The following is a 22,478-nucleotide window of genomic DNA, read 5'->3' on the forward strand; positions in this document are numbered from 1 at the left end:
CAGCGTTCAGGCCAGCGTCACGCGGGCGAACTTGCGTTTGCCCACCTGCACGACGAAAGTCCCGGCCGGCAGTCTCAGGCCCTTGTCGCTGATGACGGCGCCATCGACCCGCACCCCGCCACCATCGATCAGGCGGTTGGCCTCGCTGTTCGATGGCGCCAGCCCGGCCGACTTCAAGAGCGGTGCCATCCCCAGCGGCGCGCCCCCCAAAGACACCTCGGGGATGTCGTCAGGGATGCCGCCCTTGCTGCGGTTGATGAAGTCCTGCTCGGCCGCGTCTGCTGCCGCAGCGTTGTGAAAGCGCGTGGTGATTTCCTTCGCCAGAGCAACCTTGGCATCCTTGGGGTTCGCACCTGCGGCAACCGCCTGCTTCAGCGACTCGATGTGTGCCAGCGACTGGAACGACAGCAGGGTGTACCAGCGCCACATCAGCGTGTCCGAAATACTGAGCACCTTGGCGAACATCGAGTTCGCGTCCTCGGTGATGCCGATGTAGTTGTTCTTGCTCTTGGACATCTTGTCCACGCCGTCGAGGCCTTCCAGCAAGGGCATGGTCAGGATGCACTGCGGCTCCTGGCCGTACTCGGCCTGCAGGTGGCGGCCCATGAGCAGGTTGAATTTCTGGTCCGTGCCGCCCAGCTCCAGATCGCTCCTGAGCGCCACCGAGTCGTAGCCCTGCATCAGCGGGTACAGGAACTCGTGCACGCTGATCGGCGTGCCGGCCTTGAAGCGGTCGTGGAAATCGTTGCGCTCCATCATGCGTGCCACGGTGTACTTGGCGGCGAGCTGGATCATGCCCATCGAACCCAGTGGCAGACTCCACTCGCTGTTGTAGCGGATCTCGGTTCTGGAGGGGTCCAGCACCAGGCTGGCCTGCCGGTAATAGGTCTCGGCGTTGGCCTTGATCTGCTCCGGCGTGAGCGGCGGGCGCGTGTTGTTGCGGCCCGAGGGGTCGCCAATCAGGCTGGTGAAGTCGCCGATCAGGAAGATCACCTGGTGGCCCAGGTCCTGCAGCTGGCGCATCTTGTTGAGCACCACCGTGTGGCCGATGTGGATGTCCGGCGCGGTCGGGTCCAGTCCGAGCTTGATGCGCAGCGGCTGCCCGCTGGTTTCCGACTGTGACAATTTTTTGACCCAGTCGGCCTGGGGTATCAATTCTTCGCACCCCCGCAGCGTAACGCCCAGCGCTTCTCTTACACCGTCCGTCAGTGGCAGATTTTTTTGAGAACTTTCGGTGTCGTTTGTAAGGGCGTTCATACGGGTTTTCTCAGATGCGAGGGACAGCGTGCTGGCTATACTGCCGGTCGCTGGTGACAGATTTTAGTTGGCGCACTTTTTGCACGATATCAAGTCGGTTCGTCACCGCCAGGGCGTTTGAGTGAACTTGTTCCGCCTCAAGCGCTCTTTTTGTGTGCGCCGCCCCCCAGGGAGACGGCTTTACCGGAAACACCGATTTTGACCCGTCCGCTACTTCTCACGCTGGCACAGCTTTTTGATGCCACGGCCCAGACCCTCTCGCGCCACCCGCGCCGCATCATGGGCGGTCTTGGCGTGGTCCTGCTGGGCACCGGGGTGACGGCCTTCGGCATTGCACCGCTCGCGCCCGACGCCTCGGACATCCCGGTGCGTCAGGTCATCGAAGCCCTGAATGTGCCGGCGCAGGCCGACATCGACGCCCTCTCTGCCGCACAGCCCGCGGCAATGCTGGTGCTGTTCCGCACCGAGACCACGCGGCGCGACGACACCGCGCAGAGTCTGCTGCAGCGCCTGGGTGTTCCCGACTCCCAAGCCCAGACCTTCCTGCGCAACGACCCTCTGGCCCGACAACTGCTGCAGGCCGGGCGCACCGGCCGACCTGTCAGTATCGAGGCCAACGAACGCAACGAGTTGCTGCGCCTGACCGCGCGCTGGCTCTCCGCCGATGACCGCGGCTTCACCCGCCTGGTGGTGGAAAAGTCCGAGGACGGCACGCTCAGGTCGCGACTGGAACAGGGCGCGCTCACGGCATCGACGCGCCTGGCCAGCGGTGTGATCCGCAGCTCACTGTTCGCGGCCACCGACGAGGCCGGCATTCCCGACCCGATTGCCATTCAGCTGGCCGAGATGTTTTCCAGCGACATCGACTTCCGCCGCGACCTTCGCCAGGGCGACCGGTTCAGCGTCGTCTATGAAAGCCTCGAAGCCGACGGAGAGGCCTTGCGCACCGGCCGCGTGCTGAGCGCCGAGTTCGTCAACAACGGCAAGGAACACGAGGCCATGTGGTTTGAGGAACCGGGCCACAGAGGCGGCTACTACGGGTTCGATGGACAGAGCTCACGCCGCTACTACCTGTCATCGCCGCTCGAGTTCTCGCGTGTCAGCAGCGGCTATGGCATGCGCTTTCACCCGATTTCCGGCACACGCAAGCCACACATGGGCGTGGACTACGCAGCGCCCACAGGCACCCCGGTGCGCACCATCGGTGACGGCGTGGTGGAGTTTGCTGGCGTGCAACGGGGTTACGGCAACGTGATCTACGTCCGCCACCGAAACAACCAGATGACCGTCTACGCCCACCTGAGCCGCATCGGCGTGCGCAAGGGCCAGCGCGTTGACCAGGGTGATTTCATCGGTGCCGTGGGCAGCACGGGCGCATCCACCGGCCCGCACCTGCATCTGGAGTTCCGCGACAACGGCGTGCACGTGGATCCTCTGTCGATCGCGCGCAAGAGCGAATCGGTTCCGGTGCCACCCGCCCTGCGCCAGCGCTTCGACGCCGTGGCCCATCTGCAGCGCTTGCAACTGGATGCAGCGGCCAGCATCCAGCAGGCCAGCGCCGAGTAGAGACCTCTCGACAGGCACTGTCCTGACACCACAAAAAAAGGGAGCCCGATGGACTCCCTTTTTTGTGGCCGCAGCCGCGACCCGCGTATCAGACGCTGAAGCTGGAGCCACAACCGCAAGTGGTCGTGGCATTGGGATTCTTGATCACGAACTGCGCGCCCTCAAGGTCTTCCTTGTAGTCGATCTCCGCGCCCACGAGGTACTGGTAGCTCATCGCATCGATCAGCAAGGACACACCATTCTTGGACATCGTCGTGTCGTCCTCGTTGACGATCTCGTCAAACGTGAAACCATACTGGAAGCCCGAGCAACCACCGCCCTGCACGAACACGCGCAGCTTGAGGTCGGGATTGCCTTCTTCGGCCACCAGCTCGGCCACCTTGGCCGCCGCGCTGTCGGTGAAGACCAGCGGTGCCGGCATGTCGGTCTGAATGTTTTCGGCGACTGCGCTCATGGAATACCTCTTGACTGAACCGCGACCGGTCAATGGCCTGCGGAAATGACGGGGCGGGTGCGTCGCACCCAGGAACTGGCAACTGTTCCCGGCGATGCTATAGCAAATCGCTCGGGAATGCCTTCAGCTGTTGTTTGCCGCCAGTTTCAGTGTGGGTTTGTCTTCGACACCGCCGGCCATGGGTTTGAGCTGACCGGAGATGGTGGCACCCTGGTGCATTTCCAGGGCCTTGTAGGACACATCGCCCTCGATTCGGGCCTTGGGCTGCAGCTCCAGCAACTCGAAGGCGAGCACGGGGCCCTTGACCTGTCCATTGATGATGACGTGATCGGCGTGAATCTGGCCGGTCACCACCGCCACCTCACTGACCACAAGGATGCTGGCCTGCTCGTCGCTGGCCCGGATGTCGCCCACCACTTCGCCGTCAATGCGCAGTCCGTCGTGGAACAGCACGTTGCCTTCGACGCGGGTGCCCTGGGCAATCAGGCTCTTGATGGGCGGCTGCTTCTTCTTTGCAAACATGGATTCTCCTGACGGCGGACCGTATGGGGTTACAGGTTGAAGGATTGCATGGACCTGACCGAGTTGCCCTGCAGGATCTTGGCGGTCACGTTTTCTACCACGGCCTGCGCGGGGACGTCCACCACGCCTTCCATGCGGAGATAGCCCTTGATCAGCACCGGCTGGGGCGATGGCGCCTGTCTGGCCGACCACGGCTTGCCCGCCAGCGTGCCCGCGAACGTGACTTCCAGCGCACCCTTGAAGTCCGGCGCATTCTTGCTCGCCTGGATCATGAGCACCTGCCACTTCAGTTCGGTGTCCGAAAGCCGCTCGGCCTGCAACCCGCGAATGCTCAGTGCGCCGTTACCAGAGCCCGGGATCAGGCGCTCGAAGAAGCCCAGGTCACTGCGCAGCAGCTGGTTGTCAGCCTGCAGTTGCCGAATCTGCATCATCAGTTGCTCCTGCGCGCTGCGTTCTGTGATCAGCAGGCTGTCGGTGGTGTTGGCCACCGATTGCGCTTCCTGCAGATCGGTGCGCAGGGTCTGAACCTCGCGGCGCAGTTGCTCAAGCTCTTGCTGGGCGTTGCGGTCCAGCCCAGCAATATCCTTGCCGAACTCGAAGGCCCAGACCGCGAGCGCGCCCGAGAAGCCCAGCACCACCGCGCCCAGCAGCCAGCGCAGAGGCCATGGCAGGGTGCTGCGCACCGACACCCTCGGTGCGCTGACGGTCAGTCTTCTACGCAGCAGGCGGAACCGCATTCAAACCTTTCAAAATGCAAGCAAACGCAACCCGGGCCCAGAAAGCAAAAACCGCCCCAAGTTTGAACTTGAAGGCGGTTTCTGGAGCATGTGCAGCCGGCTTTAGCGCTTGCTGAACTGCTTGCGGCGACGCGCGGAGCGCAGACCGACCTTCTTGCGTTCCACTTCGCGCGCATCGCGCGTCACGAAACCCGCCTGCGACAGACCCGGCTTGAGCGTAGCGTCGTAGTCGATCAGGGCGCGGGTGATGCCGTGGCGCACGGCACCGGCCTGGCCGGATTCACCACCACCGTGCACGTTGACCTGGATGTCGAAGGTCTCGGCGTGGTTGGTCAGCAGCAGCGGCTGCTTCGCGATCATGATGGAGGTCTCGCGGCCGAAATAGGCCTGGATGTCCTTGCCGTTGACCGTGATCTTGCCACTGCCTTTTTTCAGAAACACGCGCGCGACGCTGGATTTGCGACGGCCGGTTCCGTTGTTCCATTCACCAATCATCTCAAGGCTCCTTTAGAGTTCCAGCACTTGCGGCTGTTGGGCGGTGTGCGGGTGCTCTGCACCGCCGTACACCTTGAGCTTCTTGATCATGGCGTAGCCGAGCGGGCCCTTGGGCAGCATGCCCTTGACGGCTTTTTCGAGTGCGCGGCCAGGGTGCTTGGCCTGCATGTCACGGAAGTTGGTGCCATAGATGCCGCCCGGGTAACCGGAGTGGCGGTAGTACACCTTGTCGAGGGCCTTGGTGCCCGTGACGCGGAGCTTGGCTGCGTTGATGATGACGATGAAGTCACCGGTATCGACGTGAGGCGTGTAAATGGCCTTGTGTTTGCCGCGCAGACGGAGAGCAACTTCACTGGCTACTCGTCCGAGGACCTTGTCGGTCGCGTCAATCACAAACCACTCGTGCGTCACGTCAGCGGGTTTGGCGCTGAACGTTTTGGTCATGAGTTTTCTCTTGAAGAGTTGGTTCGGCGGCTCTTTTCCACGGTCGGTCGTTCTCTGACGGAACGCTCTTAGGTGGGGTCTGGATACTTCGCCGCGGAGCCAGCAGTTCGCTGCGAAGCCCTCGATTGTACGAAATATCGGACCGGGCTGGCAAACCGGCGGCCGCCAGCGGTCGGGCGGCGCGATCCAACGGCTACCATCGGGGCATGTTCAGTTACCGACACGCCTTCCACGCGGGCAACCACGCCGATGTGCTCAAGCACATCACGCTGATTGCCACGCTGCGACACCTGATGCAGAAGGATGCGGGGCTGACAATGGTCGACACCCATGCCGGGGCCGGGCTCTACCGGCTCGATGGGGATTACACCGAAACCGGCGACGAGGCCAGGGACGGCGTGGTCAAGCTCATGGGTGCCTTGCGGGCAGCCGACCGCCCGGCGGCGCAGGCCGTTGCACCGGCCATTGACGACTACCTCGACCTGATCGCCAGCTACAACCCATCCGGGGCGTTGCGCGTCTACCCTGGCTCGCCCTTCGTGATGCACCAGCTGCTGCGGGCCGAGTCGCGCGACCGGCTCAAGCTGTTCGAGCTGCACCCGACCGACAGCCGCACGCTCACGGCCAACATCGCACAGCTGGAAGCGGGGCGGCAGATCGTGGTGGCGCGCGAGGACGGCTTCGAAGGTCTCAAGCCACTCCTGCCGCCGCCACCGTCGGCCACGGGATCCAAGCGCGCACTGGTGCTGATCGATCCAAGCTACGAGATCAAAAGCGATTACTCGAAAGTAAGCGCCTGCATACAAGACGCCATCAAGCGCTTTCCCACGGGGACCTACCTGGTCTGGTACCCGGTGATTCCCCGCCCGGAGGCGCACGACCTGCCGCGCCGCCTGCGCACGCTGTCCAACCAGGCTCAACGGCCCTGGCTCCAGGCGACGCTGGCCATCGGCCAGGACCCGACCCACGGCCCGGACGACCGACCCGGACTGACCGCCAGCGGCATGTTCGTGATCAACCCGCCGCACACGCTCAAGGGCGTGCTGCAGGCCGCACTGCCACAGTTGCTCACCCATCTCGGGCGCGGTCGTGGCAAGTCGCAGGCGCTGGAATCGGGCGGCTGAGCACCCCGCCGGCTCACTGCGGCCGCGCCAGTGACATCGTCCAGTAGCGGCCGTAGTCGCTGCCGCTGCGCTGCACGCAGCTCACGCCCACGTCACGGTAATCGGCGCGCATGATGTTCGCGCAGTGGCCCGGACTGGCCAGCCAGGTGCCCATCGCCGCCGACACCGTGGACTGCCCCGCAGCGATGTTCTCGCCCGCCCAGGACCAGGCATAGCCTTCATCGGTGATGCGCCGCGACGCGCTGCGGCCGTCCAGCCCCGTGTGTGAGAAGTAGTTGTTGGTCGCCATGTCGATCGAATGGCGCGCGGCCGCCGAAAACAGCCGGTCGTCCCAGGCCAGCGGCGCCGCCACGGGCATGAGCGTGCCACCACAGCTGCGCGCCGTGGCACGCGCCGCGTTGATCTGCTGCAGCAGGCTGTTGCGGAATTCGGGCAGGCCGCAGCTGGTGCCGGCGTCCAGGGCCAGCAAACCCGACCCGCTGCCGGTCGCACCGCCCGAACCGCCCGCCGCGCTGGCGGCCATGGGGCCCACGGCGAGACCGCCGGACCCGACCTCCCCGCCAATGTCTCCGTCGCCCCCACCGCCGCCACAGGCCGTCAGGCAAAGTGCCGCGCCAGCGGCGGCGGCCAGTCGCCGGATCACGGCGGGGCGCGCAAAGAAGGACACACGAGAGGGGTGACTGGGTGGATTGACCATGTGCCGACTCTACGGTCGGGCCCGCAACCCCCGGTAAGCGGATGTAGTCGGCCACCGCTTGTCCGGCGGCGCGACCGCGCTTCGGTCGCGCCCGGCCCCGGCGTTGCAAAATTAGCCGACCGATCGGTTGGTTAATTGCATATACTTGCACCTGCCCCCGAAAACCGGGGTCAGGAGACGCCGATGTACACCCAGTCCTTCAACGTGCCCGATGCCGACGGCCAGTCCGGTGCGCCACTCAGGGCCGTGCCCCACGACACCGCCTTGCAGGCCCATTTCGACGCGGCGATCGACGCCGACGGCAAGATCGAACCACGCGACTGGATGCCCGATGCCTACCGCAAGACGCTGGTGCGCCAGATCAGCCAGCACGCGCACAGCGAGATCGTCGGCATGCTGCCCGAGGGCAACTGGATCTCGCGCGCACCCAGCCTCAAGCGCAAGGCCATCCTGGTGGCCAAGGTGCAGGACGAGGGTGGTCACGGCCTGTACCTCTACAGCGCGGCCGAAACCCTAGGCACGAGCCGCGACCAGATGTTCGATGCACTGCATTCGGGCAAGGCCAAGTACAGCTCGATCTTCAACTACCCCACGTTGACCTGGGCCGACGTGGGTGTGATCGGCTGGCTGGTGGACGGCGCGGCGATCATGAACCAGATTCCGCTGTGCCGCTGCAGCTACGGCCCCTACGCGCGCGCCATGATCCGCGTCTGCAAGGAAGAGAGCTTCCACCAGCGCCAGGGCTACGAGGCGCTGCTGGTCATGATGCAGGGCACGGCCGAGCAGAAGGCCATGGTGCAGGACGCGGTGAACCGCTGGTGGTGGAAGTGCCTGGCCATGTTCGGCCCACCCGACGCCGACAGCCCGAACAGCGTGCAGGGCATGCGCTGGGGCATCAAGCGCATCAGCAACGACGACCTGCGCCAGAAGTTCGTCGACGCCACCGTGCCGCAGGCCGAGGTGCTGGGCGTGACCCTGCCCGACCCCGACCTGAAGTGGAACGAAGCCCGCGGCCACCACGACTACGGCCAGATCGACTGGGACGAGTTCTGGGCCGTGGTCAACGGCGACGGCCCCTGCAACAAGGAACGCCTGGCCACGCGCGTGAAGGCCTGGAACGACGGCGCCTGGGTGCGCGAAGCCGCGCTGGCGCATGCCCGCAAACAACAGGAACGCGCCATGAAGGAGGCCGCATGACATCCAGCCCTCACCCCAACCCTCTCCCAGCGGGAGAGGGGGCGAAGTCCCTGAAGGAATGGCCCCTGTGGGAGGTTTTCGTGCGCAGCAAGCAAGGCCTGGAGCACAAGCATTGCGGCAGCCTGCACGCCAGCGACGCGGTCCACGCGCTGCAGATGGCGCGCGACGTCTACACGCGCCGCCAGGAGGGTGTGAGCATCTGGGTCGTGCCCTCGGCCACCATCACCGCCAGCGAGCCCGACAGCAAGGACAGCTTCTTCGACCCGGCGGCCGACAAGGTCTACCGCCACCCGACCTTCTACGAGATCCCCGACAAAGTGGGGCACATGTGATGGTCTCGGCGCCCACCCACGCCCCGATCGGCTACCTGCTGCACCTGGCGGACAACGCCCTGGTGCTGGGCCAGCGCAACGCCGAGTGGTGTGGCCACGGCCCCATCCTCGAGGAAGACCTGGCCCTGGCGAACAACAGCCTGGACCTGCTCGGACAGGCGCGCCTGCTGTACCAGCACGCAGCCGCGCTCATCAACAACGACGCGGACCTCGCGCAGCGCTTCCTCCACCTCCAGGGCGCGCGCGTCGAAGGCCGCCTCACCGAAGACACGCTGGCCTATTTTCGTGACACCGCCGAGTTCCGGAACCTCACGCTGCTGGAGCTGCCCCACCACGGGCCGCTGGCCGGCACCGCTTCGGGCGACCGCGACTACGCCACCACCATCGCGCGCAACTTCCTCTACAGCGCGCTCATGGTGCTGACGTGGCAGCGCCTGCAGACCTCGGCCGATGCGCAACTCGCGGCCATCGCGGCCAAGTCGCTCAAGGAAGTCCGGTACCACCTGCGCCACGCCAGCGACTGGCTGGTGCGCTTTGGCGATGGCACGGAAGCGTCGCACGCTCGGGCACAGACCGCACTGAACCACCTGCTGCCGTATTGCCAGGAGTTCTGGACCGGCAGCGAGGCAGAGACGCAGGCGACGAACAACGGCACCGGCGTCGACCTGCCGGGCCTGAAGACGGCGTGGGATGCGCTGGTAGACGACACGCTGAACGCGGCCACGCTCGCACGCCCGGCCAGCGACGGCCACGTCACCCAGGGCAAGCTGGGGGTGCACTCCGAGCACATGGGTTTCCTGCTCGCGGAGATGCAGAGCCTGGCGCGCGCGCATCCGCAAGCAGTCTGGTGATCACCATGGCACCCGCCGTCGTCGAGCGCGATCACGCCGCCATCTGGGCGGCGCTGGCCGACCTGGCCGACCCGGAGATTCCGGTGGTCAGCCTGCGCGAGCTCGGCATTCTGCGCGACGTGCGCACCGGAGCCGACGGCGTGCCCGAGGTGGTGATCACACCCACCTACAGTGGCTGCCCTGCCATGGGGCAGATCGAGGACGACGTGCGAGCCGCGCTCACGACCGCAGGCCTGTCGGCCCGTGTGGTCACGCAGCTCGCGCCGGCCTGGACCACCGACTGGATGAGCGAGACCGCGCGCGAGAAGCTGCGCGCCTACGGGATCGCGCCGCCGCAAGGCGGCGGCGGCGAACACTGCAACGGCAACGTGCTCAAGTTCGCGCGCCAGAAACCGCGGCACGAGACGGTGCCTTGCCCGCAGTGCGGCTCGACACACACGACCGAAACCTCGCCCTTCGGGTCCACCGCGTGCAAGGCCATGTACCGCTGCCTCGATTGCCTGGAACCCTTCGACTACTTCAAACCGTATTGACGCCATGAGCACAGCAGCCCCCCGCGGTTTCCACGATCTGCCCATCGCCCGCATCAGCCCCGAGTCGGCCGGCGCGGTGGCCATCACGTTCGCGGTCCCGCCCGCACAGCGCGAGATCTTCGCGTTCGAACCCGGGCAGTTCCTCACCGTGCGCGCCACCATCGACGGGCAGGACGTGCGGCGCAGCTACTCCATCAGCAGCCCGCGCAGCCTGCTCACACGGCACGGCGAACTCACACTGGGCATCCGGCCGGTGGAAGGCGGCGTGTTCTCCAACTGGGCCGCCACCGAACTCAAGGCCGGCGACACGCTCAAGGCCATGCCGCCGGACGGCCGCTTCACGGTGCACAAGCCGCGCGCTGTGCACCGCGTGGGCTTTGCGGCCGGTTCGGGCATCACGCCCATCCTCTCGCTCATGGCCAGCACGCTGGAGGAGTCACCCACAACGAAGTTCACGCTGGTGTATGGCAACCGGCGCATGGGCAGCGTGATGTTCAACGAGGCGCTGCAGGACCTGAAGGACCGGTATGCCGACCGGCTCACGCTGATCCACATCCTGTCGCGCCAGGCGCAGGAGGTGCCCTTGCTCGAAGGCCGCATCGACGGCGACAAGGTGCGCGCCCTGATCGACACGCTGCTGCCCGTGGCCAGCATGGACGAGGTCTTCATCTGCGGACCCGAGGCCATGATCGAGGCGACCGAGAAGGCCCTGCTGGACGCCGGCGTGCGACCCGACCGCGTGCACACCGAACGGTTCACCTCGCCCACACTGGAGGCCTTGCCCGCGACCCAGCGCCGCGCTGCAGTGCTCGGGCACCCGGCCGTTCCCACCGAGGGCGAGGTGGCGCTGACCGTGGTGCTCGATGGCAAGCCGCACGAGCTGCGCATGAACCGCGACGAGCGCGTGCTGGACGTCGCCCTCAACGCCGGCCTGGACCTGCCCTGGTCATGCCGGGGTGGCGTGTGCTGCACCTGCCGCGCCAAGGTGATGGAAGGCGCGGTGCAGATGGAGAGGAACTTCACGCTCGAACCCTGGGAAACCGACAAAGGCTTCGTGCTGAGTTGCCAGGCCCGCCCCACCACCGACCGCGTGGTGGTGAGCTACGACGAGCGGTAGAGTCCGAGCGCCGCCTCTCAGGGCGCGAGCAGCACCACCGGACCCACACCGGCCTGGATCAGGCCGATCGCCGATGCCGCCGCATGGCTCAGGTCGATGACACGGCCCTTGACGAATGGCCCACGGTCGTTGATGCGCACCGTCACCGCCCTTCCCGTGACGGCGTGGCGCACGCGCACACGGGTGCCGAACGGCAGCGTCTTGTGCGCGGCCGTGAGTTCGTTCATGTCGAAAGGCTCACCGCTTGCAGTGCGCCGGCCCTGAAACTTTCCCCCATACCAGGAGGCCATGCCGCGCTCCATTTCGCGCCCATCGACCGGCGACGCACCGGGTGCACCGGCGGTGTCAGCCATGGACGGCGCCCGCGTCGTGCAGCCTCCGAGCCATAGCACGGAGACCAGCATCAGCGCGAAGGCGGCCCTGAAACTCATGCGCCGCTGAAGCATGGAACGGTATGCATTGCTGCTTCGGTCTGATTCATGGTGGGCAAATGCGTTGAGGACAGGATGTCATGCCGACAAGCGGTTTCCAGCGCGGACAAGACCTCGCGGTTTTACCAGAACGAGGCGCGCACGGCCATGATGGAGTCAGTGCCCTGCTGCCGGCCCGGCAAATCGACGGCTCAGTTCCGGCCAGGCCGCTGCCCAGCAACACTGGTGGTCGAAGCCCGGCATCACCTGAATGACGGGGGAACGCGTGGGCTCCCTGTCCTGGCCAGAGGCTCCCATCAGAAAGCTCGTCAAAACGCTGCCTGGCACCACCAGGTCCTTTTGACCCACGAAGTGCCATTGCGGCAAAGACGCCAGCCGTGAGGCCACATCCTTCGGATTGAGCGAGGCTTGCAGGGGCGACACGCGCTGCGTCCGCGCCCAGAGATCGGTATCCAGCGTGCCAGCCACTGTCACCAGTGCCGCCACGTCGCTGCGTCGCGTCGCCAGCAAGGCCGCCACCGCAGCGCCGCCGGAGTAACCCACCAGCACCAGTTCGGAAGCGCCATATCTGCGCCTGAGTTGCTCCACGGCATCGTTCATTGACTCGATGACTTCTGGCGCAAAGCGGTGGCTGCCCCAATACTTCTGCTGGCAACCCTTGAACGACGGGCCAAAGGTGTATTGGCAGGGCCTTGCGATGTAGACCACACCGGCACCCATGTCGGCCACAGCCAGGCGAAAGCCCAGCGGATCGACAGGCGTCGGCGCAAACGAGGGCGTGTGCCGGTCGAGCCATGCCAGTCCATCGCCCTCGATGTAAACCGTCAATCGTTGAGCGCGCTGCAAGCTGCCCGGCACGAAGGCCTGGATATCGAAAACGCGCCCAGGCAACACGAGAGATCGCCAGCCCTGCTCCGTCGCCCACTCCATCGTGCGAGTGCCGCGCGCTTGCGGTGAAGGGACGGCGCAGCCATGCAGCAACAGCAACGCGAGCGCAGCGGCGAAGGTCCGCCGCAACCAGGTGTCGCAGGTCAGAACGCCCATCCCAGTCGCACGGACGCCGTCTGATCACGCAGCCCGTTGCGCAGGCTCAGGTCGTAACGGGCAGTGACCTCCATGCTCTCGCTGCGGCGGTAGCGGATACCTGCGCCCAGCTCCACTACCGCTCGCGACGCAGGCAGCCCTTCGGTGGTGAAGGCCACGCCACCGCCACTGAAACGCGCCGTCACCGCATTGCGCTGGTCATTGAGGTCGTAGCCCACCGCAGCATGGGTCAGCCACTGGGTTCGTGCGTTGATGTCCCCTTGCGCATGCGCGCCCACCTTCAGGATGATCTCCCGCGCCTTCTGGGCGTTGACTTGCAGGCTCAAAGCCCCCGCACCACTTTCCGTGTAGGCATCGCTCTTGAACTGCCGCCAGTCCAGGGCAATCAGTGGTCTGACAGTCACCGCATTCATTTCGTAGGCCCGGCTCAGACCCATTCCCAGGTGCCAGGCATCGCCGTCATATCTGGCCTGCGCCGTGCGACCGATGAAGCTCAACGCGCGTTGCGATTCGATGCGGCTGCGGGTGTAGTCACCCTGCCAGGACAACTGCCAACCGGCATCGTTGATCGCATGGCGCCCGTAGCCAATCAGCTGGGCGCTCTCGATGTCGCTGCGATGGCCAGCTGCAAATCCTTTGCCGTCAACGGTGCTCTCGAGATAGGCCAGGCCGAAACCCAGGGTGGATGCGGCATTCAGGTCCCGCTGCACGCCACCCACAAGACCGTAGGTGCCGACTTCGTACCCGCTGAAAGCGTTCCGCCCGTCCTGGTCGATCCAGTTGCCCAGCGGCTTGACCCACAGGCCGTTGCCACCCGCCTGCGAGCCGCCCGACTGGCCCGTCAGGGCCCTCTGTTCCTCAATGGCCGGGCCCGAACTGGCCCCGTGCGCCAGGGCCGCCAGCGCCGCATTGCCATGCATGAGCGGCATGATCTGACCTACGGCCTCGGCCACGTTGTGACTCGTTGGCAAGCGCCCCAGTGCCGCGACCACGCTGTCCCAGTCGGTGCCGGTATGGCCACCGCGGATGTAGCCATCAAGCAAACGGGCGGTCGGTACGCCGTTGAGGAGATGGTTGTCGATCACCGCCGGCACGATGCCTTCGCCGGACGCGGGCGACGCGCCAGCTGCCACGATGTCCAGGTCAACGGCATTGCCGTTGGTCCTGGATTCGAAGTTGAACAGCGCACTGTTGTCGCTGACATTGCCCGCCGGCGCCGAATTGGTCAGCGTGCCACCAGCCGTCAGAACCCCCGCGAGCGTGTCACCGGCGGCCAGGGTGTTGAATGCGCTGACGTCCACATCGAAACGGGCGCCCAAGGGCAACGTGGCATCGCCGGAAACGCTGAGGCGCCCATAGCTCGCCGTGCTGTGGGCACCGATGCGCAGGGAGCCACTCTGGGCGTAGTTGCCGGTGATCTGGGCCTGGACGCCGGCCGGTACATAAAGGGTGCCGGCGTTGTTGAAGGCGTCCGCGGCACCACTGCTGACGCTGATGCCATGCCCCGTGGATCCGATCTGCAGCCGCGCCCCACCCAGGATGTGAAAGGATGCGGAACTGAAGGTGTTCTCTGTCGTGAACGCGGAACCCGACAGCAACCGGATGGAGCCGCCTGTATTCACGACTGCTCCGGTGATGCGCGAGGACGTTCCAAGCACGTTAATCACGGTGTTGACCGTTTCGATTCCACCCAGAATCCTGCCTGCGTTGTTGAGCGTGCCCAGAGTGCCCGTGCTTTCCATGACGTTCGGCCACGTGCTGGAACCTGAGATCACGCCCGACGCCTCGTTGTTGAGCTCGGTGATGTTGCCCAGGTTGTACACACCGAGCGCGAAAGCACTGCCACCCTGGAGTTGCCCACGATTGACGATGCGGTCGATGCTGCCCAAGTTCCAGATGGCATCGAACGGGGCTCCCACGATGGCGCCGTCGTTGGTGATCTGGATGCCCGTGACACCTGCCCCGACGCGAACCCCGACTGACGCGCCCAGACCATCACCTGTGAGACTGCCCCCGGAAGTGACCGTGAGGGAATCACCGTTGTCGAGGCCGCACTCCCCCACCACTGGAACGGACACGCTGATCGCTCCCGCACCCACGCAGGAGCCCGTTCCAGCCAGGGTGAATCCATGGGACAACGCAAACAGGCCGGGCAACGCCAGGCGTTTGAAGGTCAAGGACGGGACATATCGGGTCATGCGAGCAGCACCTGTGAGGCAACTTCAGAAAAAACGGATCTGTGGTCCGCTGCTTGAACGCAGCATCAGACCGCGTTCAGTTATATTTTCTTACAATTCTCACAAATAGCTGCGAGCAGTTTGTCACAATCTCCTTAACGCGCGCCGGAACAGCAGTACTTGCTCCTGTTTCAGCACCCGCTGTGTCGCCGCTCAGTCCGCATCGCCGGACGTCGCGGACACCAACCGCTGCACGATCTCCAGCGTCGCCACACTCTGGTTCATGGTGTAGAAGTGCAGCCCGGGCGCGCCGCCCCTGCGCAGGCGCTCGCACAGCTCGCTCACCACGTCCAGCCCGAACGCCTTGATGGATGCGGTGTCGTCGCCGTACGCCTGAAGCCGCATGCGGATCCAGCGCGGAATCTCGGCGCCACAGGCATCGGAGAAGCGCATCAGCTGGGTGGAGCTGGTGATGGGCATGATGCCCGGCACCACCGGCACATCCACGCCGCGTGCGCGCAGATCATCCAGATAGCGGAAGTAGCCATCGCTGTTGAAGAAGTACTGCGTGATGCCCGAGTTCGCGCCGGCCCGTACCTTGGCCACGAACGCATCGAGGTCGGCCAGCGGAGACTTCGCCTGCGGATGCGTCTCGGGATAGGCCGCGACTTCGATGTGGAAACGCTCACCGGTCTCGGCGCGCACGAAATCCACGAGATCGCTCGCGTAGCGGAACTCGCCGCCCATGCCGTAGCCACTGGGCAGGTCGCCGCGCAGCGCGACGATGCGGCGGATGCCCGCGTCCGCGTAGGCCGCGAGGCGCTCACGGATGCTCTCGCGCGACTGGCCGATGCAGCTCAGGTGCGGCGCTGCCGGGCAGCCCTCGGCCATGATCTCGGTCACGGCCTGCAGCGTGCCGTCCTGCGTCGAGCCGCCCGCGCCAAAGGTCACGGAGCAGAACTCGGGCTTGAGCTTGTACAGCTGCTGGCGCACCGCGCGCAGCTTGACCGCGCCCTCGGGCGTCTTGGTCGGGAAAAATTCCAGGCTGATGGGAAGACTCACGGCCCCCTCCTTGCATCATTTGTTGCTTGCAAACACAAAGAATTCACGGTTCCCGTCACCCCCGGTGATCGGGCTCTCGAAGTAGTCCCGCATCACGAGGCCATGTTCCTCACAGGCCTTCTCGATGCGTTCGCGCACGACCGCGTAACTCGCCGCGTCCTTCACCAGGCCGCCCTTGCCGATGTGTCCGGGCTGCAGTTCGAACTGCGGCTTGACCAGCATCAGCAGGTGCCCATCCGGCGCCAGCAGCGGCACCACGGCCGGCCACACCAGCGTCTGCGAGATGAACGACAGGTCGCCCACGATCAGGTCGAACGGCGGCGCGCCGCCGGCCTGCGTCAGCACCTTGGCCGAGAGCTCGCGCGCGTTGCATCTCTCGATGCAGACCACGCGCGGATCGCCCTTGAGGCGCGGGTGCAGCTGACCCTGGCCCACGTCCACACCCACCACCTGCTGCGCACCACGCTGCAGCAGGCAGTCGGTGAAGCCACCGCTGCTCTGCCCCACGTCGAGACAGCGCAGGCCGCCCGCGTCCAGCGCGGTGTGCGCGAGTGCGCCCTCGAGCTTGAGGCCGCCGCGCGAGACGTAGCGCGTTTCCGCCGTGTCCAGCAGGCGCAGCTCGACCGCGTCACGCAGTTCCTCGCCATTTTTGGTCACACCGTGCCAGTCACCACCCGGCAAGCGCCACTGCACGCCCGCGGCGACGAGCCGCTGGGCCTGCGAACGGGTGGCTGCCAGGCCGCGCTCGACGAGCAGCTGGTCGGCCCGCATGGCCGCGATCAGTAGCGGTAGGTGTCCGGCTTGTAGGGGCCGGCCTTGTTCACGCCGATGTAGGCGGCCTGCTCGTCGGTCAGCTCGGTCAGCATGGCCCCGACCTTCTTCAGGTGCAGGCGCGCCACCTTCTCGTCCAGGTGCTTGGGCAGCACGTACACCTTGCCGATGTCGTAGCCGTCCGGGTGGCAGAACAGCTCGATCTGCGCGATGGTCTGGTTGGCGAAGGAGCTCGACATCACGAAGCTGGGGTGGCCGGTGCCGCAACCCAGGTTCACCAGGCGGCCCTTGGCCAGCATGATGATGCGCTTGCCGTCGGGGAAGATCACGTGGTCGACCTGCGGCTTGATCTCTTCCCACTGGTACTTCTCGATCGAGGCGATGTCGATCTCGTTGTCGAAGTGGCCAATGTTGCAGACGATGGCCTGGTCCTTCATCGCGACCATGTGATCGTGCGTGATGATGGACTTGTTGCCGGTGGTGGTGACGAAGATGTCGGCCTTGTCGGCGGCGTACTCCATGGTCACGACCTTGAAGCCTTCCATCGCGGCCTGCAGGGCATTGATGGGGTCGATCTCGGTCACCCAGACCTGGGCCGAGAGCGCGCGCAGCGCCTGCGCCGAACCCTTGCCCACGTCGCCGTAGCCGGCGACCACGGCGACCTTGCCGGCGATCATCACGTCGGTGGCGCGCTTGATGCCGTCGACCAGCGACTCGCGGCAGCCGTACAGGTTGTCGAACTTGCTCTTGGTCACCGAGTCGTTCACGTTGATGGCGCGGAACGGCAGCGTGCCCTTGAGGCTCATTTCCTTCAGGCGGTGCACGCCGGTGGTGGTCTCCTCGGTCACGCCGATGATCTGCGCGGCCTTGCGGGTGTACCAGGTCGGGTCCTGCGCGAGCTTGGCCTTGATGGCGGCGAACAGGCAGGTCTCTTCCTCGCTGGTCGGCTTGCTGATCACCGATGGGTCCTTCTCGGCCTTCTTGCCCAGGATCATCAGCAGCGTGGCGTCGCCGCCGTCGTCCAGGATCATGTTGGGGCCTTCGTTCTCGGTGCCCGCGGCGCCGAACTCGAAGATGCGGTGCGTGAAGTCCCAGTACTCGGCCAGGGTCTCGCCCTTGTGCGCGAACACCGGCGTGCCCTGCGCCACCAGGGCGGCGGCAGCGTGGTCCTGCGTGGAGAAGATGTTGCACGAGGCCCAGCGCACACTCGCGCCCAGGGCTTGCAGGGTCTCGACCAGCACCGCGGTCTGGATGGTCATGTGGATGCTGCCGGTGATGCGCGCGCCCTTGAGCGGCTGCGAGGCCGCGAATTCCTCGCGGATGGCCATCAGGCCGGGCATTTCGGTTTCGGCGATGCGGATTTCCTTGCGGCCCCATTCGGCCAGGGAAAGGTCGGCGATCGAGCTGTCGTTGACAGCGGGGTTGTTCAGACGTGCATTCATGGTTCGCTCCGGTAGGGATGGACAAACCACATCTCGCAAACATTGAGTAAGAAAGGACTCATCGCACGAGAAGTGGATGAGCGTCGTTGCATGGATGGTCCGAGCCTCACGCCCCGCGGCCGACGGTGTCGGTGGGGACGCTGCAACGCTCCTCGGATCGCGGGATTCTACCGCAGCAGGCCCCGGCTGGCCCCTGCCGCGCGTCGCCGGTGGCACCGCGCAAACCGCATGGCCTGTGCGACACTGCCGCCCGCCCATGACCATGAACCCGCTCACCCTATGGCCCGCCGAGGCCCGCGCCCGCATCCGCGGCGTGCTGACCGACATCGACGACACCCTGACGACCGAGGGCGCGATCACGCCCGATGCGCTGCAAGCCCTGCAGCGCCTGCGCGCGGCCGGCCTGCCCGTGTTCGCCATCACCGGGCGGCCCGCGGGCTGGAGCGAAGCCTTCGCCCTGGCCTGGCCGGTGGATGCGATCGTGGCCGAGAACGGCGCGGTCGCGCTGTGGCGCGGCGCCTCGGGCGAACTGAGGCGCGACTACCTGCAGGACGCGGCCACGCGCGCCACGAACTTCGCACGTCTGCAGGCCGCCGCCCGACATGTGCTCGCCGAGCTGCCGCACACCCACCTGGCCACCGACAGCCCCGGGCGCGAGACCGACATCGCGATCGACCACAGCGAGTTCGCGCACCTGGGCGAGGCCGACATCGCACGGGTGGTGCAACTCATGACGAGCGAGGGCCTCAACGCCACCGTGAGCTCCATCCACATCAACGGCTGGATCGGTGAACATGACAAGCTCGCTGGCGCGCGCTGGATCGTGCAGTCCCACCTGGGTCGCGCGCTGGACGACGAACTCGACCACTGGGTCTATGTGGGCGACTCGACCAACGACGCGCGCATGTTCGGCCACTTCCCGCACAGCGTGGGCGTGGCCAACGTGGCGCGCTTCTGGCAAGCCTTGGCGCACAAGCCGCGTTACGTGACGCAGGGCGAACGCGGCGCGGGTTTCGCCGAGGTGGCCGACGCCGTGCTGGCGCCGCGCAGCGGAGACGCCGGGTGAGCGAACACCCGCTGCCACCGGCACACACCGGCTTGCCGGCGACGGTGGCGCCCGCGCGCGACCAGGCGCGCCTCGGCCTGTTCGTCATCTTCGGCTCCACCTTCTTCGAGCTGGTCGGCTATTTCATGCTCGCGCCGCTGCTGTTGTTGCGCCTCAAGGGCAGCGGCGAGTCGACCGCGCTGGCCGGCCTGTTCGCCGCCAGCGGCTGGCTTGGCATCTTTTTGATGACGCCCTTCGCATCGGCCATCACGCAGCGCCTGGGCCGCCGGCCCACGCTGTGGCTGGCCGCGCTGATCCCGGTGATCGCCACCGCCGGCTTTGCCTTCACGCAGTGGCTGGCACTGTGGTTCGTGTTCAAGATCGCCGCCGGCATGGCCTCGGGCCTGCGCTGGGTGCTGGCCGAAGCGGTGGTGGCGGAGTTCTCGCCACCGGGACAGCGCGGGCGCTACGTGGGCATCTTCGAGACCATGGTCGGCGTCACCTTTGTGGTCGGCCCGCTGTTGCTGGCCTGGGTCGGCGCAGAAAGCGACGCGGCGCTGTGGATCGCGCTGGGTTCCATGGCCATCGGCCTGTTCTGGAGCCTGCTCATCCCGCGCCTGCCCGACGCGGCCGACGCGCACAGCGCCAAGGTCGGCCTCTCGGGCGTCTGGCACGCGCTGCTGGCGCACCCGCTGGTCATGACGGTGGGCTTCGTCGGCGGCTTCTTCGAAAGCGGCCTGACGTCCATCCTGCCGCTGTACGGCCTGGCCCTCGGGCTGGGCGCCACGGCGGCGGCGCTGCTGGTCTCGGCCAGCGGCCTGGGCAGCGCGCTCATGATGCTGCCGGCCGGGGTCATGGCCGACCGCATGGCGCACCACCCCCGGCAACGCTGGGGCAACGAGCGTGACGCGCGGATCGCGCTCATGCGCCTGTGCGCGCTGATCACCCTGCTCGCCACGCTGGTCATTCCCTTCGTGGCCGGCACGCCCTGGCTGGCCGCACCGGTGGCCTTCGTATGGGGCGGCGCGGGCGGCTGCCTTTACACGCTGGCCATGATCGACATCGGCTCGCGCGAGGAGGGCATCACCCTGGTCAACAGCACCGCCGTGCTGGTGCTGTCGTATACGCTGGGGGGCGTGCTCGCGCCCGCGCTGGGCGCCGCCGCGCTGCAGTGGGCGCCCACGCTGGGCTTCCCGGCGCTGCTGCTGGCCGTGGCCGGCTGGGGCTGGTGGCTCTTGCGGCGGGCCCCATCGGCCCCACCTGCAGGAACCCCACGGGTTTAAGCTGCTCCCACGGTGAACGCCCGTTCCCCGTCATGACAAGCGAAAGGACTCCCGCATGGCCATTCCCTGGCTGGTTGCCCTGAAAGTGATTCCCTGGGGCGACGTGATCGAACACGCGCCCACCGTGCTCAACGCCGCGCGCAAGCTGATGGACCGCCAGAAGGCGCCGCCGGCCAACGCGCCCCTGCCCGAACCACTGGACCTGGGCGACGCGCCGCCCAGCCCGGGCGAGTTGAAGAACCGCCTGATCGAGGCGCGCCAGCTGATCGACCAGCAGGCCGCCGCGCAGGAGCAGATGGCGCAGACCCTGGCCGCGCTGGCCGAGCAGAACACGCGCCTGGTGGCGGCCGTGGATGTGCTGCGCACCCGCACGCGCCTGCTGCTGTGGGTCGTGGCCGTGCTCGCGGTCGGCGTGGTCTGGCTGTTCGTGCGCTGAGCGGCGCTCAGCGGCCGCGCTCGGCCTGCAGCGTGGCGTCGCAGCCCACGCCGGCCGCGATCCAGCGGTGGGCCAGTGTGCGCAGCAGCGGCGCGGCCCAGCGCCAGCGCGGGCCCAGCACGCCCGCCGCGTCGGTGAGCGCGCCGCACCGGTAGACCGACAAGGCGCCGTCCCAGCGCAGTGCGTCGCACGCACCGACACGCTTGCGGGAGATCACCCGGCCCAGCGGGCACGGCTCGGCCAGGCAGCACACGCCGCAGCCGTTGCACGGTGCACCCAGCGCGGGCTTGTCCGGCGCTTCGGCGTGGATGTGGATGACCTGGGACACGTTCACCGCATCACGACCGGGCCAGCACCGGCCCGAGCACACGCCCGGTGTGCGTGTCCAGCCGCACCACCTCGTCGGGCGGCGCGGCAGCGACGATGCGGCCACCACCGGCACCGCCTTCGGGGCCGAGGTCGATGATCCAGTCGGCTTCGGCCATCACGTCCAGGTCGTGCTCGATCACGATCACGCTGTGGCCGCCGTCGACCAGGCGGTGCAGCACGCGGATCAACTTTTCCACGTCGGCCATGTGCAAACCGACCGTGGGCTCGTCGAGCACGTAGAGCGTGTGCGGCGCCTTCTGGCCGCGGCGCGTGACGTTGTCGCGCACCTTGCTGAGTTCGGTCACGAGCTTGATGCGCTGCGCCTCGCCGCCGCTGAGCGTCGGGCTGGGCTGGCCCAGCGTGAGGTAGCCCAGGCCCACGTCCTTGAGCAGCTGCAGCGGGTGGGCGATGTGGGGCATGGACGCGAAGAAGTCGACCGCCTCATCGACTTCCATCTGCAGCACGTCGCCAATGCTCTTGCCTTTCCAGGTCACGGCCAGGGTCTCGGGGTTGAAGCGCGCGCCATGGCAGACCTCGCAAGGCACCTTCACATCGGGCAGGAAGCTCATCTCGATGGTGCGCATGCCCTGGCCTTCGCAGCCCGGGCAGCGGCCTTCGCCGGTGTTGAAGCTGAAGCGCCCGGGGCCGTAGCCGCGCGCCCGGGCTTCGAGCGTGTCGGCGAACAGTTTGCGCACCGTGTCCCAGAAGCCGATGTAGGTCGCGGGGCAGCTGCGCGGCGTCTTGCCGATGGGCGTCTGGTCGACTTCGAGCACGCGGTCCACGGTCTCGCTGCCCAGCAGCTTGTCGCAGCCGGTCCATGTCGGGCGCGCGCCAGCGTCCCAGGCTTGTTTGCCGGCAAAGGTGTTGCGCGCGGCCACGGCGGCGGCCACGTTGCTCAGCAGCACATCGCGCGCGAGCGTGGACTTGCCCGAGCCGGACACCCCGGTGATGACGACCAGGCGCTGCAGCGGCACGGCGGCGTCGAGCTGGTTGAGGTTGTGCAGGTTGGCGCCGCGGATCTGCAGCCAGGGACTTGCCCCCTCCCCCGCTGGGGGAGGGTTGGGGTGGGGGCACGTCCGAAGTGATCTTGTC

General features: G+C 66.6%; 24 protein-coding genes, 1 pseudogene and 1 riboswitch. Of the genes and pseudogenes, 10 read left to right on the forward strand and 15 right to left on the reverse strand.

The window, feature by feature from the left end; all coding sequences use genetic code 11:
• Positions 1 to 6 precede the first annotated feature (6 nt).
• Positions 7 to 1,257: a tyrosine--tRNA ligase gene (gene tyrS, locus K5880_RS22405; RefSeq protein ID WP_297657956.1), complete on the reverse strand. Its 1,251-nt coding sequence runs from the start codon at positions 1,255 to 1,257 to the stop codon at positions 7 to 9.
• A 198-nt stretch (positions 1,258 to 1,455) separates the two neighbouring features.
• Here tyrS and K5880_RS22410 point away from each other — a divergent pair, with 198 nt between their 5' ends.
• The gene (locus K5880_RS22410; RefSeq protein WP_297657959.1) at positions 1,456 to 2,823 is read left to right on the forward strand and encodes a M23 family metallopeptidase; all 1,368 of its coding nucleotides are present in this window, start codon (positions 1,456 to 1,458) and stop codon (positions 2,821 to 2,823) included.
• 88 nt (positions 2,824 to 2,911) lie between these two features.
• Here the strand turns inward: K5880_RS22410 and erpA are convergent, their stop codons facing one another.
• The 5 genes from erpA to rplM form a co-directional block, all read right to left on the reverse strand.
• Positions 2,912 to 3,277 carry an iron-sulfur cluster insertion protein ErpA gene (gene erpA / locus K5880_RS22415; protein WP_297657962.1) on the reverse strand — a complete coding sequence of 122 codons (366 nt, stop codon included), beginning with the start codon at positions 3,275 to 3,277 and terminating at the stop codon, positions 2,912 to 2,914.
• A 123-nt stretch (positions 3,278 to 3,400) separates the two neighbouring features.
• Positions 3,401 to 3,799, reverse strand: a complete 399-nt coding sequence (locus K5880_RS22420; RefSeq protein WP_297657965.1) for a polymer-forming cytoskeletal protein — start codon at positions 3,797 to 3,799, stop codon at positions 3,401 to 3,403.
• A 29-nt stretch (positions 3,800 to 3,828) separates the two neighbouring features.
• The gene (locus tag K5880_RS22425) at positions 3,829 to 4,536 is read right to left on the reverse strand and encodes a DUF6776 family protein (protein WP_297657968.1); all 708 of its coding nucleotides are present in this window, start codon (positions 4,534 to 4,536) and stop codon (positions 3,829 to 3,831) included.
• 102 nt (positions 4,537 to 4,638) lie between these two features.
• A complete protein-coding gene (gene rpsI / locus K5880_RS22430) occupies positions 4,639 to 5,031 on the reverse strand; it encodes a 30S ribosomal protein S9 (RefSeq protein WP_297657971.1) in 393 nt (130 codons plus the stop codon).
• A 12-nt stretch (positions 5,032 to 5,043) separates the two neighbouring features.
• On the reverse strand, positions 5,044 to 5,475 hold the full coding sequence (gene rplM, locus K5880_RS22435) for a 50S ribosomal protein L13 (protein ID WP_297657974.1): 432 nt from the start codon (positions 5,473 to 5,475) through the stop codon (positions 5,044 to 5,046).
• A gap of 206 nt (positions 5,476 to 5,681) precedes the next feature.
• Here rplM and rlmJ point away from each other — a divergent pair, with 206 nt between their 5' ends.
• Positions 5,682 to 6,599 carry a 23S rRNA (adenine(2030)-N(6))-methyltransferase RlmJ gene (gene rlmJ / locus K5880_RS22440; protein ID WP_297657978.1) on the forward strand — a complete coding sequence of 306 codons (918 nt, stop codon included), beginning with the start codon at positions 5,682 to 5,684 and terminating at the stop codon, positions 6,597 to 6,599.
• Positions 6,600 to 6,612: 13 nt separating this feature from the next.
• On the opposite strand, the gene K5880_RS22445 is transcribed toward rlmJ, so the two are convergent.
• Positions 6,613 to 7,296, reverse strand: a complete 684-nt coding sequence (locus K5880_RS22445) for a CAP domain-containing protein (protein WP_297657981.1) — start codon at positions 7,294 to 7,296, stop codon at positions 6,613 to 6,615.
• 183 nt (positions 7,297 to 7,479) lie between these two features.
• Between K5880_RS22445 and paaA the strand changes: the two genes are divergently transcribed.
• The 5 genes from paaA to K5880_RS22470 are packed head-to-tail and all read left to right on the forward strand — an operon-like array spanning position 7,480 to position 11,326.
• Positions 7,480 to 8,493 (forward strand): 1,2-phenylacetyl-CoA epoxidase subunit PaaA, encoded by a 1,014-nt coding sequence (gene paaA, locus K5880_RS22450; protein WP_297657984.1) that lies wholly within the window; start codon positions 7,480 to 7,482, stop codon positions 8,491 to 8,493.
• Positions 8,490 to 8,825, forward strand: coding sequence for a 1,2-phenylacetyl-CoA epoxidase subunit PaaB (paaB, locus tag K5880_RS22455; protein ID WP_297657987.1), 336 nt, complete (start codon positions 8,490 to 8,492; stop codon positions 8,823 to 8,825). The genes paaA and paaB overlap by 4 nt, the downstream gene beginning before the upstream one ends.
• Positions 8,825 to 9,676 (forward strand): 1,2-phenylacetyl-CoA epoxidase subunit PaaC, encoded by an 852-nt coding sequence (paaC, locus tag K5880_RS22460; RefSeq protein WP_297657990.1) that lies wholly within the window; start codon positions 8,825 to 8,827, stop codon positions 9,674 to 9,676. The genes paaB and paaC overlap by 1 nt, the downstream gene beginning before the upstream one ends.
• Positions 9,677 to 9,681: 5 nt before the next feature.
• Positions 9,682 to 10,209, forward strand: a complete 528-nt coding sequence (gene paaD, locus K5880_RS22465; RefSeq protein ID WP_297657992.1) for a 1,2-phenylacetyl-CoA epoxidase subunit PaaD — start codon at positions 9,682 to 9,684, stop codon at positions 10,207 to 10,209.
• A gap of 4 nt (positions 10,210 to 10,213) precedes the next feature.
• On the forward strand, positions 10,214 to 11,326 hold the full coding sequence (locus tag K5880_RS22470; protein WP_297657995.1) for a 2Fe-2S iron-sulfur cluster-binding protein: 1,113 nt from the start codon (positions 10,214 to 10,216) through the stop codon (positions 11,324 to 11,326).
• A gap of 17 nt (positions 11,327 to 11,343) precedes the next feature.
• Here the strand turns inward: K5880_RS22470 and K5880_RS22475 are convergent, their stop codons facing one another.
• The 6 genes from K5880_RS22475 to ahcY form a co-directional block, all read right to left on the reverse strand.
• Complete coding sequence (locus K5880_RS22475) at positions 11,344 to 11,757, reverse strand: septal ring lytic transglycosylase RlpA family protein (RefSeq protein ID WP_297657998.1); 414 nt, start codon at positions 11,755 to 11,757, stop codon at positions 11,344 to 11,346.
• Positions 11,758 to 11,913: 156 nt separating this feature from the next.
• Positions 11,914 to 12,801: an alpha/beta fold hydrolase gene (locus K5880_RS22480; protein WP_297658001.1), complete on the reverse strand. Its 888-nt coding sequence runs from the start codon at positions 12,799 to 12,801 to the stop codon at positions 11,914 to 11,916.
• A complete protein-coding gene (locus K5880_RS22485; RefSeq protein ID WP_297658004.1) occupies positions 12,789 to 14,999 on the reverse strand; it encodes an autotransporter outer membrane beta-barrel domain-containing protein in 2,211 nt (736 codons plus the stop codon). The genes K5880_RS22480 and K5880_RS22485 overlap by 13 nt, the downstream gene beginning before the upstream one ends.
• Positions 15,000 to 15,191: 192 nt before the next feature.
• Complete coding sequence (gene metF / locus K5880_RS22490) at positions 15,192 to 16,040, reverse strand: methylenetetrahydrofolate reductase [NAD(P)H] (protein ID WP_297658007.1); 849 nt, start codon at positions 16,038 to 16,040, stop codon at positions 15,192 to 15,194.
• Positions 16,041 to 16,055: 15 nt separating this feature from the next.
• The gene (locus tag K5880_RS22495; RefSeq protein WP_297658010.1) at positions 16,056 to 16,811 is read right to left on the reverse strand and encodes a TlyA family RNA methyltransferase; all 756 of its coding nucleotides are present in this window, start codon (positions 16,809 to 16,811) and stop codon (positions 16,056 to 16,058) included.
• Positions 16,812 to 16,819: 8 nt separating this feature from the next.
• Positions 16,820 to 18,253 carry an adenosylhomocysteinase gene (ahcY, locus tag K5880_RS22500; RefSeq protein ID WP_297658012.1) on the reverse strand — a complete coding sequence of 478 codons (1,434 nt, stop codon included), beginning with the start codon at positions 18,251 to 18,253 and terminating at the stop codon, positions 16,820 to 16,822.
• Between the two features lie 71 nt (positions 18,254 to 18,324).
• Positions 18,325 to 18,413, reverse strand: a riboswitch (S-adenosyl-L-homocysteine riboswitch).
• Positions 18,414 to 18,515: 102 nt separating this feature from the next.
• On the opposite strand from ahcY, the gene K5880_RS22505 reads away from it, so the two are divergent.
• The 3 genes from K5880_RS22505 to K5880_RS22515 are packed head-to-tail and all read left to right on the forward strand — an operon-like array spanning position 18,516 to position 21,017.
• Positions 18,516 to 19,319, forward strand: coding sequence for an HAD-IIB family hydrolase (locus K5880_RS22505; protein ID WP_297658014.1), 804 nt, complete (start codon positions 18,516 to 18,518; stop codon positions 19,317 to 19,319).
• Complete coding sequence (locus tag K5880_RS22510; protein ID WP_297658017.1) at positions 19,316 to 20,581, forward strand: MFS transporter; 1,266 nt, start codon at positions 19,316 to 19,318, stop codon at positions 20,579 to 20,581. Before K5880_RS22505 ends, K5880_RS22510 begins: the two co-directional genes overlap by 4 nt.
• Positions 20,582 to 20,636: 55 nt before the next feature.
• Positions 20,637 to 21,017, forward strand: a complete 381-nt coding sequence (locus tag K5880_RS22515; RefSeq protein WP_297658020.1) for a hypothetical protein — start codon at positions 20,637 to 20,639, stop codon at positions 21,015 to 21,017.
• Between the two features lie 7 nt (positions 21,018 to 21,024).
• Here K5880_RS22515 and K5880_RS22520 read toward each other — a convergent pair whose 3' ends face one another.
• Positions 21,025 to 21,351, reverse strand: a complete 327-nt coding sequence (locus tag K5880_RS22520; RefSeq protein ID WP_297658023.1) for a hypothetical protein — start codon at positions 21,349 to 21,351, stop codon at positions 21,025 to 21,027.
• A gap of 4 nt (positions 21,352 to 21,355) precedes the next feature.
• A pseudogene (locus K5880_RS22525) lies at positions 21,356 to 22,478 on the reverse strand (excinuclease ABC subunit A); the annotation flags it as partial.

Source organism: Hydrogenophaga sp., from assembly GCF_025699295.1.
Classification (GTDB): Bacteria; Pseudomonadota; Gammaproteobacteria; order Burkholderiales; family Burkholderiaceae_C; genus Hydrogenophaga.